The 13,584-nt window shown below is 56.0% G+C and carries 17 protein-coding genes; 4 read left to right on the forward strand and 13 right to left on the reverse strand.

Going from position 1 to position 13,584, the window contains the following annotated elements; all coding sequences use genetic code 11:
• Nucleotides 1-246, forward strand: a 246-nt coding sequence (locus G364_RS16480; protein WP_019934948.1) for a transposase, incomplete at its 5' end; no start/stop codon positions are given.
• A gap of 97 nt (nucleotides 247-343) precedes the next feature.
• On the opposite strand, the gene pdxJ is transcribed toward G364_RS16480, so the two are convergent.
• The 10 genes from pdxJ to rpoE all read right to left on the reverse strand — a co-directional run bounded on the left by pdxJ (nucleotide 344) and on the right by rpoE (nucleotide 8,750).
• A complete protein-coding gene (gene pdxJ, locus G364_RS0109680; protein WP_019934949.1) occupies nucleotides 344-1,081 on the reverse strand; it encodes a pyridoxine 5'-phosphate synthase in 738 nt (245 codons plus the stop codon).
• Entirely contained in the window at nucleotides 1,074-1,781 is a 708-nt protein-coding gene (gene recO / locus G364_RS0109685) for a DNA repair protein RecO (protein WP_019934950.1), read from the reverse strand. The genes pdxJ and recO overlap by 8 nt, the downstream gene beginning before the upstream one ends.
• Before the next feature lie 2 nt (nucleotides 1,782-1,783).
• Nucleotides 1,784-2,689: a GTPase Era gene (era, locus tag G364_RS0109690; RefSeq protein WP_019934951.1), complete on the reverse strand. Its 906-nt coding sequence runs from the start codon at nucleotides 2,687-2,689 to the stop codon at nucleotides 1,784-1,786.
• Complete coding sequence (gene rnc / locus G364_RS0109695) at nucleotides 2,686-3,354, reverse strand: ribonuclease III (RefSeq protein WP_019934952.1); 669 nt, start codon at nucleotides 3,352-3,354, stop codon at nucleotides 2,686-2,688. Before rnc ends, era begins: the two co-directional genes overlap by 4 nt.
• On the reverse strand, nucleotides 3,354-4,268 hold the full coding sequence (lepB, locus tag G364_RS0109700) for a signal peptidase I (protein ID WP_019934953.1): 915 nt from the start codon (nucleotides 4,266-4,268) through the stop codon (nucleotides 3,354-3,356). Before lepB ends, rnc begins: the two co-directional genes overlap by 1 nt.
• 2 nt (nucleotides 4,269-4,270) lie before the next feature.
• On the reverse strand, nucleotides 4,271-6,067 hold the full coding sequence (gene lepA / locus G364_RS0109705) for a translation elongation factor 4 (RefSeq protein WP_019934954.1): 1,797 nt from the start codon (nucleotides 6,065-6,067) through the stop codon (nucleotides 4,271-4,273).
• A 96-nt stretch (nucleotides 6,068-6,163) separates the two neighbouring features.
• Complete coding sequence (locus G364_RS0109710) at nucleotides 6,164-6,610, reverse strand: SoxR reducing system RseC family protein (protein WP_019934955.1); 447 nt, start codon at nucleotides 6,608-6,610, stop codon at nucleotides 6,164-6,166.
• Nucleotides 6,607-7,587 carry a MucB/RseB C-terminal domain-containing protein gene (locus G364_RS0109715; protein ID WP_019934956.1) on the reverse strand — a complete coding sequence of 327 codons (981 nt, stop codon included), beginning with the start codon at nucleotides 7,585-7,587 and terminating at the stop codon, nucleotides 6,607-6,609. The genes G364_RS0109710 and G364_RS0109715 overlap by 4 nt, the downstream gene beginning before the upstream one ends.
• Nucleotides 7,588-7,601: 14 nt before the next feature.
• Entirely contained in the window at nucleotides 7,602-8,159 is a 558-nt protein-coding gene (locus G364_RS0109720; RefSeq protein ID WP_019934957.1) for a sigma-E factor negative regulatory protein, read from the reverse strand.
• 12 nt (nucleotides 8,160-8,171) lie between these two features.
• Nucleotides 8,172-8,750 carry an RNA polymerase sigma factor RpoE gene (rpoE, locus tag G364_RS0109725; protein WP_019934958.1) on the reverse strand — a complete coding sequence of 193 codons (579 nt, stop codon included), beginning with the start codon at nucleotides 8,748-8,750 and terminating at the stop codon, nucleotides 8,172-8,174.
• Between the two features lie 182 nt (nucleotides 8,751-8,932).
• Between rpoE and nadB the strand changes: the two genes are divergently transcribed.
• A complete protein-coding gene (nadB, locus tag G364_RS0109730) occupies nucleotides 8,933-10,555 on the forward strand; it encodes an L-aspartate oxidase (protein ID WP_019934959.1) in 1,623 nt (540 codons plus the stop codon).
• Here the strand turns inward: nadB and G364_RS0109735 are convergent.
• Nucleotides 10,546-10,929, reverse strand: coding sequence for a protein YgfX (locus tag G364_RS0109735; protein WP_156816482.1), 384 nt, complete (start codon nucleotides 10,927-10,929; stop codon nucleotides 10,546-10,548). The two genes, nadB and G364_RS0109735, sit on opposite strands and share 10 nt — an antisense overlap.
• The gene (locus G364_RS0109740; RefSeq protein WP_019934961.1) at nucleotides 10,898-11,161 is read right to left on the reverse strand and encodes an FAD assembly factor SdhE; all 264 of its coding nucleotides are present in this window, start codon (nucleotides 11,159-11,161) and stop codon (nucleotides 10,898-10,900) included. The genes G364_RS0109735 and G364_RS0109740 overlap by 32 nt, the downstream gene beginning before the upstream one ends.
• Nucleotides 11,162-11,273: 112 nt before the next feature.
• On the opposite strand from G364_RS0109740, the gene ygfZ reads away from it, so the two are divergent.
• A complete protein-coding gene (ygfZ, locus tag G364_RS0109745) occupies nucleotides 11,274-12,182 on the forward strand; it encodes a CAF17-like 4Fe-4S cluster assembly/insertion protein YgfZ (RefSeq protein WP_026344824.1) in 909 nt (302 codons plus the stop codon).
• Here ygfZ and G364_RS0109750 read toward each other — a convergent pair.
• Nucleotides 12,167-13,054, reverse strand: a complete 888-nt coding sequence (locus G364_RS0109750; protein ID WP_019934963.1) for a LysR family transcriptional regulator — start codon at nucleotides 13,052-13,054, stop codon at nucleotides 12,167-12,169. The two genes, ygfZ and G364_RS0109750, sit on opposite strands and share 16 nt — an antisense overlap.
• A gap of 91 nt (nucleotides 13,055-13,145) precedes the next feature.
• Here G364_RS0109750 and G364_RS0109755 point away from each other — a divergent pair, with 91 nt between their 5' ends.
• The gene (locus G364_RS0109755; protein ID WP_019934964.1) at nucleotides 13,146-13,577 is read left to right on the forward strand and encodes a PACE efflux transporter; all 432 of its coding nucleotides are present in this window, start codon (nucleotides 13,146-13,148) and stop codon (nucleotides 13,575-13,577) included.
• The last annotated feature ends 7 nt before the right edge of the window (nucleotides 13,578-13,584 follow it).

The following is a 13,584-nucleotide window of genomic DNA, read 5'->3' on the forward strand; positions in this document are numbered from 1 at the left end:
GGACGCTTGAGCAAAGCGGGTAACGCCTATCTGCGCTCAGCACTGTTTATGCCAGCGATGAGTGCAGTGAGACATGATGCACGCGCTAAGGCGTTTTATGAGGCCCTGATAGCCCGAGGAAAGAAAAAGATACAGGCCTTATGCGCAGTCATGAGGAAGTACCTCACCGGCTTGTGGGCCTGTATCAGAACGGGAACCATGTTTGATTCGACGTTGCTCTTCAGCGAAGAACACATTCAGACTTGAATTTACGTCAAAACAGAGTATCTACGCGAGCTACAAAAAAACCCGGATACCTGATGGTCCGGGTTTTTCTTACCGCTGACAGCTTACGGCTTACAGCTCAAATACCCTGGCGGGCTTCGCGCAGCAGGCGCTTCATGTCGCGCACTGCCTTTTCCAGACCGTCAAAGGCGGCCCGGGCAATAATGGCGTGGCCGATATTCAGCTCCAGCATTTCCGGAATGGCGGCAATGGGCTTGACGTTGTGGTAATGCAGGCCGTGGCCGCCGTTCACCTTAAGGCCGGCGTCATGGGCATAGGAAGCTGATGCCGCGATACGCTTGAGCTCGGCCAGCTGTTCGGCCTCGTCGGCAGCATCAGCGTAACGCCCGGTATGTATTTCTATATAGGGTGCGCCAGTGGCGACGGCCGCATCTATCTGAGCCCGGTCGGCATCAATAAACAAAGACACCTTAATGCCCGCAGCTTGCAGCCGGGCCACCGCCTCAGTGATTTTTTCCGGCTGACCAGCCACATCCAGACCGCCCTCTGTGGTGACCTCTTCCCGCTTTTCCGGTACCAGGCACACAAAAGCCGGCTTGATGCGACAGGCAATATCAATCATCTCGTCGGTCACCGCCATTTCCAGGTTCATTCTGGTTTCAATGGTCTGTGCCAGAATCTCGACATCACGATCGATGATATGGCGGCGGTCTTCCCGCAGGTGCACGGTAATACCGTCAGCACCGGCCTGCTCGGCAATGGCGGCGGCATGTACCGGATCAGGATAACTGGTGCCCCGGGCGTTACGCAGCGTGGCAATATGGTCAATATTCACACCCAAATACAGTTCACTCACTGGAATTTCCTCTCTTTCCTTTGATAAACAGGGCCCGGCTTTTCAGCACTCGTCCTTCCAGATAAGGGGCCAGCGCGGTGCGGCTGAAGCGTTTGGCAGCGTTCAGCACCTCCGGCGACTCCAGCCTGAGTTCGGCCAAATCATATAACCAGTCACCCCGGTAGGCACCGGGCTCGGCCTTGCTCAGCGCCACGAAACCGGCTTCCGGCCGGTAAGCATACCAGCCCGAGGCTGAAACCGCTGCTCCCGTCTCGGCATCCTGAGTAAAATCCACGCCATAACCGAGCACACTCAGCATATAAAACTCAAAATGGCGCAAACAGGGCTCAAGGGCACTGCCGGCCGTCAGCTTTTGCAGAGTTTCCACATAAACATCAAACACCTCATCAAAGGGAGTTTGTACTTCAAGCAGGTAGTAAATGAGTTCGTTCAGATAAAGACCACTGTACAGCGCCGGTCCTGCCAGCCGAATGGCCGGTGCCGTGGCTTCGGCACTGTAGAGGGTTTTCAGCTCGCCCTTGCCGCCAAAGGTAAGACGCAAGGGGACAAAGGGCTGCAGCAGCCCTTTTAACGGTGAGCGGGGCTGACGACTGCCCCGGGCCACCAGACTCTGCCGCCCCTGCTCACGGGTGAACACTTCCACCAGCTGGCTGGTTTCCCGGTAGGGGCGGCTGTGAATAACAAAGGCGGCATGCGCCATGATCAGTCGTCGCCATAACCCAGGCTGCGCAAGGCGCGCTCGTCATCGGCCCAGCCGGATTTAACCTTGACCCACAGCTCCAGATACACCTTTTGCTCCAGCAGCCGCTCCAGATCGAGCCGGGCTTCGGTGCCTATGGTACGCAGTTTTTCGCCCTTGTTACCGATGACCATACGCTTCTGGCCGCTGCGCTCTACCAGGATCAGACCGTTGATATGCACCACGCCCTTTTCATCCACCTGATAGCGCTCGATCTCTACAGTAATCGAATAAGGCAGCTCGTCACCGGTAAAGCGCATCAGCTTTTCACGAATGATTTCCGCCGCCATAAAGCGGGAAGAGCGATCGGTGATGTAGTCTTCCGGAAAATAATGCAGAGAAGGCTTAAGCCGGGACCGGGCCAATTTGGCGATGGTGTCTACATTGGTGCCCTTTTCTGCTGAAATCGGCACTATGTCGGCAAAGTCCATTTGCTGGGCCAGCCACTGCATGTGCGGCAACAGGGCTTCTTTGCTGTCGACGTTGTCGATTTTATTGATGGCCAGCACCACAGGACAGCTCATGCGCCGCAGTTTGTTCAGCACCATGTCGTCATCTTTGGTCCACTGGGTGCCGTCCACCACAAAGACCACCATTTCCACATCGCCCAGTGAGCTGGTGGCAGCCCGGTTCATCAACCGGTTAATGGCGCGCTTTTCTTCAATATGCAGCCCGGGGGTATCCACATAAACAACCTGATAGTCGCCGTCTGTGTCTATGCCCATGATGCGGTGGCGGGTAGTCTGCGGCTTTTTCGAGGTAATGCTGACCTTCTGCCCCAGCAGCCGGTTCAACAGGGTGGATTTGCCCACGTTGGGACGGCCGACAATGGCCACAAAGCCGCAATAGGTTTGCTGTTGTTCTGTCATAACAAGGTTTCCAGGGCCTGCTCGGCCGCCGCCTGCTCTGCCTTGCGGCGGCTGGTTCCAATGCCCACCACAGGGTCGGCCAGGCCATCCACCACACAGTGCACGGTAAATTTCTGATTATGGGCTTCGCCTATGACATTCACTACTTCATAGGTCGGCAATGGCTTGCGCTTGCCCTGCAGCAGCTCCTGCAGCCGCGTTTTGGGATCTTTCTGCTCCACGCCGGGCTGAATATCGTTCAGCCGGCGGTCGTACCAGCTCAGCAGCAGCTGAGTAACGCTGTCGATGCCGCTGTCGAGATAAACCGCACCAATCAGCGCCTCCACCGCATCGGCCAGAATCGACTCACGGCGATAACCGCCGCTTTTAAGCTCTCCGGGACCAAGAATAAGGTATTCGCCCAGCTCAAAAGCCCGCGCCAGCTCGGCCAGGGTTTTTTCCCGCACCAGGGTGGCGCGCATGCGAGACATGTCGCCTTCGTTGACCTTGGGAAAGCGATGAAACAGAGCATCGGCAATCACCATGCTGAGAATGGAATCGCCCAGAAACTCCAGCCGCTCATTGTGGCGGGAGCCGGCGCTGCGGTGAGTCAGCGCCCTTACCAGCAGAGCCTCGTCATTAAAGGTATGGCCCAGCTTGTTTTGCAGATTGTTCAGTTTTTTCATTAATGAATTGCGCCTATTCGGCTGAAACGCACATCACTGGGCACCCAGGCGGGCAGCCAGCTGTCGGCGTTGCGTTCAAACTCAAAGCTTATCCAGATAGCAACCGCCTTACCCACCAGATTGCCTTCGGGTACAAAGCCCCAGAACCGGCTGTCGGTGCTGTTGTCTCTGTTATCACCCAGAGCAAAATAGTGCCCTTCCGGTACTATCCACTCGTTTATCGCTGTACCAGGCTGGCGATAATACATGGATACTCTGTCCGGCAGCAGCGGGTTTTGCAGGGTGTCATGCGGCCGCTCTGTCAGGTTTTCCTGATAACGGGCCAGCGGAATTCCCATTTGGGTAAACTCACCACTTTGCTTAAATGTAAGCGGCACCGGTTCATAGCCGGGACAGTCGTTACCGTTACAGGCAGGCTTGATATAGAGTTGCTTGTCACGATAAACGATATGGTCACCGGGCAGCCCCACAATGCGCTTGATGTAATCAATGCGGGGATTTTCCGGATATTTAAACACCGCAATATCGCCCCGCTCCGGCTTGCCGGTGGGAATAAGTGTGGTGTTACTGACCGGCTCTTTCAGTCCGTAGGAAAACTTCTCCACCAGAATGAAATCCCCCACCAGCAGAGTGGGCATCATGGAGCCGGAGGGGATCTGAAACGGCTCATAAATAAAAGATCGCAGTACCAGCACTGCCGCAATCACCGGAAAAATTGACCTGGCCTGTTCGATCCAGCCCGGGGCCGCGGCGGCTTTGGCCAGCGCGGCCGCGTCCACCTTGTTGCCGTGGCTCTGTTGCGCCTCGGCCAGCTCGCGCCCCCGTCGGGGCGCCCAGATCCACTTGTCACAGGCCCAGATAATGCCGGTGACCAGGGTCACCAGCACCAGGATCAGGGCAAAGGTACTTGCCATGGTTACTTGTCCTTACCTACGTGCAGAATGGCGAGGAAGGCATCCTGCGGAATATCAACCCGGCCCAGCGACTTCATGCGCTTCTTGCCTTCTTTCTGCTTGGCCAGCAGTTTCTTTTTACGGCTGACGTCGCCGCCATAACACTTGGCAGTCACGTCTTTGCGCAGCGCTTTCACGGTGCTGCGGGCGATAATCTGGTTGCCGATGGCCGCCTGAATCGCGATATCAAACATCTGCCGCGGAATAAGCTCACGCATTTTTTCCACCAGCTGACGGCCGCGGAACTGGGCATTTTCCTTGTGGGTAATAATGGCCAGCGCATCCACCCGATCGCCGTTAATCATGATATCGAGGCGCACCATGTCTGCCGCTTCAAAGCGCTTGAAACCATAATCCAGCGAGGCATAGCCACGGCTGGTGGACTTGAGCCGGTCAAAGAAGTCGAGCACCACTTCCGCCATGGGAATATCGTACGTCAGTGCCACCTGGTTACCGTGGTAAACCATGTTGGTCTGCACACCGCGTTTTTCGATACACAAAGTAATGACGTTACCCAGGTATTCCTGCGGCACCAGAATATTACACTCGGCAATGGGCTCGTGAATTTCGTCAATGCTGGTGATGGCCGGCAGCTGAGACGGGCTGTCGATATAGATAACATCACCGTCGGTCTTGACCACTTCGTACACTACAGTGGGTGCCGTGGTGATCAAATCCAGATCGTATTCCCGCTCCAGCCGTTCCTGAATAATTTCCATGTGCAGCATGCCCAGGAAACCACAGCGGAAGCCAAAGCCAAGGGCGTTGGAGGTTTCCGGCTCATAAAACAATGAAGCGTCGTTCAGCGCCAGCTTGTCGAGGGCATCGCGGAAGGTTTCATAGTCATCACTGGAAATCGGGAACAGGCCGGCATAAACCTGCGGCTTCACTTTCTGAAAGCCCGGCAGCGCCTTCTCGGCCCCGTGTTTGGCATGGGTCAGGGTGTCACCCACGGGCGCACCGTGAATGTCCTTGATGCCGCATACCACCCAGCCTACTTCGCCACAGTTAAGGCCGTCAGTGTCTTTTTGCTTGGGCGTAAAGATACCGATGCGATCCACACCCCACACCTGGCCGGTGCTCATTACCTTGATCTTGTCGTTCTTTTTCAGATTGCCGTGCTTGATACGCACCAGTGACACTACCCCCAGATAAGGGTCGAACCAGGAGTCAATGATCAGCGCCTGCAGCGGCCCCTTGGGCTCTCCTTCCGGAGACGGAATTTTCTGTACTATGGTTTCCAGCACCTGATCCACACCCAGACCGGTTTTGGCGGAGCAGCGTACGGCATCAAGGGCGTCGATGCCGACAATATCCTCAATTTCTTCCGCCACCCGCTCCGGCTCGGCCTGAGGCAGGTCAATCTTGTTCAGTACCGGCACCACTTCCAGATTCATGTCGAGGGCGGTATAACAGTTGGCCAGAGTCTGTGCCTCAACCCCCTGACCGGCATCCACTACCAGCAGCGCCCCTTCACAGGCGGCCAGTGAGCGGGATACCTCATAGGAGAAGTCCACGTGTCCGGGGGTATCAATAAAATTCAGCTGATACTGATTACCGTCCTGTGCCTGGTAGTTCAGGGTCACACTCTGGGCCTTGATGGTAATGCCGCGCTCACGCTCCAGATCCATGGAGTCGAGTACCTGCTGCTGCATTTCCCTGTCGGTCAGGCCACCGCACACCTGGATCAGGCGATCGGACAGGGTAGATTTGCCGTGGTCGATGTGAGCGATGACGGAGAAATTACGAATATGCTTCATGATGCGATAAGGCGTCCGTAGTCAATGGCGACAATAAAGGGCGGATTCTACCGGATTAGCGGCACAGTGACCAATCCTTAGTCGGCTTCAGGGCAACTAATCCGCTGCCCTGACCGTTGGTATCAGGGTATCCAGTATCACCGGCTGATCATCACCACTGCGCCGGCGTGCCAGCCATGAAGCCAGCCAGAAACCCATGCCGCCGCCGGCTGCCGCGCCCAGGATGGAGCCGCTGTCGGCGGCTCCGGCCAGCCCCGCCAGCAGGCCGCCGGCCAGCATAAACACCAGTGGCAACAAATAGACCAGCAGTGCGCCGGTAATCAGGCTGTGCTCGGGTATACCGATACGCACCTGCTGACCGGGCTGAAGCGTGAGTCCGGTGGCAATCACAAAGCGATGATCACGCCCCGGCAGGGCTTTGGATACCAGGCCGGTGCCGCATGTGCTGTTTTGCCGGCACTGACCACAGGCCGACTTACTGAAGCAGCTGACTTCCACGCCATTTGGGTGTACTGCCACTACTGTGGCTATTTCTTCAATCATGGTGTGCTGTTATTGACTGAACGGGGTGCTACCGACTCGGCAATACGCCTGGCCGTCTCTGCCGGTACGTCTCCGACCACTGTCACTTCCATGCGGGCCGGATTGACCAGGCTGACCAGGTGAGTTGCCCCCTGGCGTACCAGCTGCTGGCGCGGTTCATTCTGTGAAGATTCAGCCACATACACGGAAACATCCACTATACCGTTTGAAGCCATCAGATATTCCACCGGTTGCTCAGTCAGTGGCAGACGATGACGATTTTGCCTGTGTACCTTAAACCCTTCCGGCAGCCAGCCCGCCTGCCAGGATGCAGCCTTTGGCTCAGGTGCATGGCCTTCAGCCAAAGGCATGGCCGGTGGCAATTTCACTGTCTGCAATTCTTTTAACAAGGGGGCCGGCTTATCACTGAGCACCAGCGCCACCCCCATGCTCTGAGCCACCAGAGCCGCGTCTTCATCCAGCGTATCCAGGCGCAGAAGCAGCCCGGTTTGCTGATCCAGCCAAAGCACATAACCGTAGTAGTGCTCGGTTTTTGGCAAAAGCCGTACCAGATTGGCGGTGCGTCCCAGCACACGGTTGCGACCGGCAATCACGGCTTCATACTGATCCAGCAGTTGTTCCAGCGGCAGCTGCTGCACACGCGTGAACAGTCCCGGTAACCGGGAGTCTTTCAGGGTATAACCCTCAGGACCATAATCAAAAAAACTGGTTTCAGCGTCTCGCTGCACAAACTCTCTGGGGCGGCCATTAAGGTGAAGCAGGTGTGTCAGCGCCTGACCGTCGAGATGTCCGCGGGTCAGACGCTTGGGCTCCGGAGGACCAATACCGGAATCAATGAGAGTAAGCTCAAAATTAAGCTGCTGATAAGCCTGCTGCATGGTACGCAACAAAGCCTCGGGGTCAGCGTCGGTTGCCGCTCTGACCGGAGCAATGGTCACTAAAAGCAGGGTCAGTGTTGCACCCAGTTTGCGTATCATCAAAAACCACTACCTCAGTGCTGATGCAGTCGCTGCTGCAATTCATGATCCATCAAGAGGGCGTTGATACGTTGCTCCTGCTCCAGACGCTGCTGTTCGGTATGGCGCTGCTGCTGCTCATTCTGGTAATTCAGACTCACCGGGGAGGCTCCGCCACTCATGGGCAGCGTGTTGAGCACTGGTGACTGAGCCGCATCGGGCTGGCTGTATTGCTGCACACCAAATATCACTGCCGCCGATACGGAGGCCGCAATGGCAAACTGGCCCGCATGACGAAGTACCGGCTTGATACGGCTCAGACCAAACACAGGGCGAACCACCTTGTTATGGTGCTCAGCCTGTTCGGTGCCGCTGCCCGGTGTCCGGATTTCCTCCTGCTCAATCGCAGCTGCAATACTGTCGCTCAGATCAAAGGGCAATTGCTTGGGCAACTCGTTACGCAGCGCATCGCCATACAGGTGATAACGGCCAAAGGTATCAGCCAGCTCCCTGTTGCCAGCAACGTCCTCCAGTAACACCCTGTCCTGAATTTCTCCGTCTACCAGTGCCGATATTTGCTCTTTGTTAGCCATATCACTTCCCCGTTAACTCCGAAGCAAGGGGTTGACCCGCTTGTCTATTGCTTCCCGCGCCCGAAAAATACGAGAGCGCACCGTGCCCACCGGGCATTCCATGACACTCGCTATATCTTCGTAGCTCATCCCTTCCAGCTCTCGCAAGGTAATTGCCGTTTTAAGGTCATCTGGCAGGCTGTCTATGGTGTCATATACAGCCCGGCGAATTTCCTCTGTCAGCATCAGGCGCTCCGGTGAAGCCTGCTCCTTGAGCGCCTCACCGCCGCCATAATACTCGGCATCTTCAACGTCCACATCGGCACCCGGAGGTCGCCGACGCTGTGTTACCAGATGATTTTTGGCGGTATTTACTGCAATACGGTACAGCCAGGTAAAAAAGGCACTGTCACCGCGAAAACCGGGTAATGCCCGGTAGGCCTTGATAAATGCCTCCTGGGTTACGTCAGGCACATCTCCGGGATTGGACACATACCGCGACACCAGGTTCGCCACTTTATACTGATATTTTTTTACCAGCAGGTTAAATGCATTTTTATCGCCACGCTGTACCCGCTCGATCAATTGCTGATCAGTCAAATGTTCGCTCATACGAGCCGTGTAACCTCCGATTTTTCCGGTGCTCGACCACCAGCCCGTCACAAGCGTACCTTACATAGACTGTCGTTATGGCAAAAAGTTCTGAAGACATTTCAAAAAGCCAAATACGGCTGCGCATAAAGCGTACATGCGATAATATGCAAAGACTCTCCATTTCGAGCCAATGATACTTTATGAAGGATCCCGTTGAATACCTCTGCGACGTACTCATCATTGGCAGCGGTGCCGCCGGCCTGTCTCTGGCATTAAAGCTGGCTGACCATGCTCAGGTACATGTGCTGTGCAAAGGACCGCTGGCCGAAGGTGCTACTCTCTATGCCCAGGGCGGTATCGCCGCTGTTTTTGATAAAACCGACAGTGTTGAATCTCACGTTACCGATACCCTGATAGCCGGTGCCGGCCTGTGCGACAAGCAAGTGGTGGAGTTCACTGCCCGTAATGCACCCGACGCCATTCAGTGGCTGATTGGCCAGGGCGTACCCTTTGATACCGAAGAACTGGAACAGGGCAAGGCCAGCTATCACCTCACCCGGGAAGGCGGCCACAGCCACAGACGCATTTTTCATGCTGCCGATGCGACCGGCAAGGCAGTGCAGACCACACTGATAGAGCAGGTGCAGCGCCATCCCAATATTCATGTGCTGGAGCGGGTCAATGCCCTTGATCTGATCACCAGTGCCCGTTTGGGGTTACCCGGCAACCGGGTGCTGGGTGCTTATGTATGGAACCGCAACAAGGAGCGGGTGGAAACGGTGCGTGCCCGCTTTGTGGCCATGGCCACCGGCGGTGCTTCAAAAGTCTATCAGTACACCTCAAATCCGGACGTCAGCTCCGGTGACGGCATTGCCATGGCCTGGCGGGCAGGTTGTCGGGTGGCAAATATGGAGTTCAATCAGTTTCATCCCACCAGCCTGTTTCATCCGGACGACAGCAACTTTCTGCTGACCGAGGCCCTGCGCGGTGAAGGCGCGCACCTGCTGCGCCCGGACGGCAGCCGCTTTATGCCTGATTTTGATGAGCGCGGCGAACTGGCGCCCCGGGACATAGTGGCCAGAGCCATCGATCATGAGATGAAGCGCCTGGGTGCCGACTGCATGTATCTGGACATCAGTCACAAACCGGCAGACTTTATCGTGCAGCACTTTCCCACTATTTATGAGCGCTGCCTCAAGGTGGGCATTGATATCACCAAGCAGCCCATGCCGGTAGTGCCTGCCGCTCATTACACCTGTGGCGGTGTTATGGTCGACAGTCATGGCCGCACCGACATCGATGGCCTTTATGCCATTGGCGAAGTGTCTTACACCGGCCTGCACGGTGCCAACCGCATGGCCTCCAACTCGCTGCTGGAGTGCATCGTGTTTGCCCGTGCTGCCGGTGAGCATATGCTGGCAAGCCTTGCCACGACTCCCGAGCCGCCCATGCTGCCGCTATGGGATGAAAGCCAGGTCACCAACTCGGATGAAGAAGTGGTTATTCACCATAACTGGCACGAGTTGCGACTGTTTATGTGGGACTATGTGGGCATAGTACGCTCCAACAAACGTCTGGAGCGGGCCAAGCGTCGCATTGAGTTGCTACAACAGGAAATTCAGGAATATTACGCCAACTTTCGGGTCAGTAATAATCTGCTTGAGCTGCGCAATCTGGTGCAGGTAGCAGAGCTGATTGTGCTGTCGGCCATGGAACGCAAAGAGTCACGCGGACTGCATTACACCCTGGACTACCCCGGCCAGCTCGATAATCCGGCTCCGACGGTACTCAGCCCGGCCAACTATCGCCCGCGTCAGCCCTGATAAAACAGCTGCCGTGCCAGACGCCGGTAAACTGCATCGGGCACGGCATCCTGAAATATCCACAAGGGCGGCCAGGGATCTTGCTGTAATATCAGCAGCAAAAAGCCGGGACCGGCCCGGCTGAAGCGCGACAGCTCACCACGGCGGCCGTCGAGAGTAATAATACCGGCATTAAACTCACCCCGTGGCCGGTAGTGCCGGGCGCGTTGCCACATTATGATTACCGCCAGTAACCACACAGGCGCAAACCAGAGCAGCCGGTCGGTACTCAACAGCAGCGAAGCCGGAAGCCACAGGCACAGCGCCAGCCCCAGCAAATAAAGCCGGAGCAGCCATGACGGCTCAGCGTTGATTACGAATCTGGTTGCGCTCAAGAATGTAACTCACCATGGCCTGCAGCGCTGCATCCTGTGAACGCTCATGCCCCATAAACCAGGCGAACAAGTCCGGATCATCACATTCCAGTAACCGGCAGAAGGTAGCCTTCTGAGTTTCGTCAAGAGCGTCGTACTCGTGCTCCACAAAGGGGCCCAGAATCACGTCCAGCTCCAGCATGCCGCGGCGGCATGCCCAGACAAGGCGGGGTTTTTCAGAGGTTGTGAGCATGTCGGCTTCCATCTAGCAAAACAAAGCTTATGTTATAAGGTCGAATGAATACTGACAAATAACTTGGCCGTCTTTACCATGAGGGTCACACTTTAAGAATGAAACAGAGGGTATTCCCGTGTTTACCATCCCTTCCTCCCCCAAACTTTATCCCCTGACCGACAGAGCCGTGATCAGTCTGACCGGCGAAGAGCGGGTCAAATATCTGCAGGGCCAGGTAACCTGCGACGTGACCTCACTGACAGAAGGCGATGCCTGCGCCGGCGGCCATTGTGACAGCAAAGGCAAACTGTGGGCCTCTTTCTGGCTGGCCAACCAGGGCGAACAGCTGCTGCTGGTGCTGAACAGCTCGCTGGTAGCGCGTCAGCTGCCGGAGCTGAAAAAGTTTGCGGTATTTGCCAAAACCGATATTGAAGACGCCAGTGCGCAATGGCAAGTATTTGGCCTGGCCGGTGAAGGCCTGTCACACTGGCTGAGCCACGAAGCAGGTGACGGTAATCTGTGGCAGGGTGGCGTCATTATTCCGGTAGCCGCCGAGCATGCCCTGCTGGTGCTGCCCAAAGACGCCACGCTTCCCGACTTGCCCACAGGCGAAGAGCAGGAGTGGCAAGGGCTGATGATCCAGGCCGGTCTGCCGGATATGAGCGCCGAGCATCAGGGCGACTATATACCTCAGATGCTCAACCTGCAGGCGATTGGCGGCATCAGTTTTACCAAAGGCTGTTATATGGGGCAGGAAACCGTTGCCAGAGCCAAATATCGCGGAGCCAATAAGAAAGCCATGTTTATTCTGCAGGGCACGGCTACCGCTCAGGTGACGGTTAATCAGGATCTGGAGCTGCAGCTGGGGGAAAACTGGCGGCGCGCCGGTACTGTGCTCAGTGTATGCCAGCAGCATGATCAGTGTGTGCTGACCTCTGTGCTGAATAAGGATCTGGATGCCGGCACCGTGCTGCGTTTCAAGGATCAGCCCGACAGCCGGCTGCTGCTGCTGCCCCTGCCCTATCAGCTGGAAGACTGAGCCGCCCCCACTGCCGCAGCCTTTAACCAGGCGGCGGCCTTTCCCAGAGGTCGCTGCTTGTGCCACACCAGCTCCAGTGCCACGGGCCAGTCCTGATCGTCAAACTCCAGCGCCGGCGACACCAGACGGCCTCTGGCCAGGGCGTCCGCTACTACGTGTTCCGGTACAAAAGCCCAGCCCAGATTACGCTCGACCAGCTCAACAATAACCCACTGACTTTCCACCCACCATACATCAGCGGCCACCCGCAGGCGGACTTTTTCTTCACTGTCGTTACGGGTAGCCACCATTAACTGACGATAACGCTTCAGCTCTTCCCAGCCGACCTGCTGGCCGGCCAGAGCATGGGCAGGCGCACACACCAGCTTGAGCGGCACTCGTCCCAGGGCATGAAAATTCAGGGCCGATGGCAGAATTTCCTGTCGCCACATAATACCCAGATCGGCACGCTCTTCCAGTACCAGCCGGCTTACATCCTCCATTAACGGAAACAACAGCTCCAGCTCCACTGACGGAAAGCGCCGGGCAAATTCATCCATCAGGGCACCCAGCTGCTCCGACGGATAAAGCTCATCTACCGCCAGCACCAGCCGAGTTTCCACCCCTTCTCCCAGGCTTTTGGCCACGCCGCGAAAATGTTCACAACGCTCAAGAATGATTCTGGCTTCCGCCAGCAATCGCTCCCCTGCCGGCGTTAACTGCGGGTATCGGCCTGAACGCACAAACAGCGTGTTATCCAGATCAATCTCCAGGTTAGCCACGGCTGTGCTTACTACCGACTGAGCCTTGCCCAGACGACGGGCCGCCGCCGAGAAAGAGCCGGTATCAACCGTAGCTACAAAAGCATGCAGCTGTTCAATGGAAAAGCTCATCTATCTTTTAATCCGATACTTACTAACTTTCTAACCAAACAATAGCAGATAGAATATCATGGTCTGCAACACATTTTCTGAAGGAGTTTTTATGCGTACCACCAAAGATCGGATTCGACATGCCCTTGGCTTTGAGATTATCGGTCTGCTGATTTTTGCCCCTCTCGCCAGTCTGGTATTCCATTACGATTTGTTTGAGCTGGGATTAATGGCACTGGTGGGGTCTGTAATTGCCACCGTCTGGAACTACTTCTACAACATTCTGTTTGATCACGGCATGCTGAAACTGCGGGGAGACGTACGCAAAACGACTCCTGTTCGCGTACTCCATGCCATACTGTTTGAGGGCGGTCTGCTGTTGCTGTTTTTGCCGATGATTGCCTGGCACCTGAATATCAGCCTGTGGGATGCCTTTATCATGGACATTGCCATGTCCTGCTTTTATCTGACTTATACCTTTTTCTACAATCTGGCTTACGATCGGATTTTTCCGGTTCCCAATCCCACAGCACACAACTGCTGAAATAAAA

The organism is Oceanimonas smirnovii ATCC BAA-899 (assembly GCF_000381965.1).
Classification (GTDB): Bacteria; Pseudomonadota; Gammaproteobacteria; order Enterobacterales; family Aeromonadaceae; genus Oceanimonas; species Oceanimonas smirnovii.

What these genes read in the sequence shown, in the direction of transcription:
- nadB (WP_019934959.1), top strand. Translation starts at nt 8,933, where the DNA reads ATGAAGGATCCCGTTGAATACCTCTGCGACGTACTCATCATTGGCAGC.
- lepA (WP_019934954.1), bottom strand. Translation starts at nt 6,067, where the DNA reads ATGAAGCATATTCGTAATTTCTCCGTCATCGCTCACATCGACCACGGC.
- G364_RS0109755 (WP_019934964.1), top strand. Translation starts at nt 13,146, where the DNA reads ATGCGTACCACCAAAGATCGGATTCGACATGCCCTTGGCTTTGAGATT.
- G364_RS0109740 (WP_019934961.1), bottom strand. Translation starts at nt 11,161, where the DNA reads ATGCTCACAACCTCTGAAAAACCCCGCCTTGTCTGGGCATGCCGCCGC.
- era (WP_019934951.1), bottom strand. Translation starts at nt 2,689, where the DNA reads ATGACAGAACAACAGCAAACCTATTGCGGCTTTGTGGCCATTGTCGGC.
- lepB (WP_019934953.1), bottom strand. Translation starts at nt 4,268, where the DNA reads ATGGCAAGTACCTTTGCCCTGATCCTGGTGCTGGTGACCCTGGTCACC.
- G364_RS0109750 (WP_019934963.1), bottom strand. Translation starts at nt 13,054, where the DNA reads ATGAGCTTTTCCATTGAACAGCTGCATGCTTTTGTAGCTACGGTTGAT.
- G364_RS0109715 (WP_019934956.1), bottom strand. Translation starts at nt 7,587, where the DNA reads ATGATACGCAAACTGGGTGCAACACTGACCCTGCTTTTAGTGACCATT.
- rpoE (WP_019934958.1), bottom strand. Translation starts at nt 8,750, where the DNA reads ATGAGCGAACATTTGACTGATCAGCAATTGATCGAGCGGGTACAGCGT.
- G364_RS0109710 (WP_019934955.1), bottom strand. Translation starts at nt 6,610, where the DNA reads ATGATTGAAGAAATAGCCACAGTAGTGGCAGTACACCCAAATGGCGTG.
- rnc (WP_019934952.1), bottom strand. Translation starts at nt 3,354, where the DNA reads ATGAAAAAACTGAACAATCTGCAAAACAAGCTGGGCCATACCTTTAAT.
- recO (WP_019934950.1), bottom strand. Translation starts at nt 1,781, where the DNA reads ATGGCGCATGCCGCCTTTGTTATTCACAGCCGCCCCTACCGGGAAACC.
- G364_RS0109720 (WP_019934957.1), bottom strand. Translation starts at nt 8,159, where the DNA reads ATGGCTAACAAAGAGCAAATATCGGCACTGGTAGACGGAGAAATTCAG.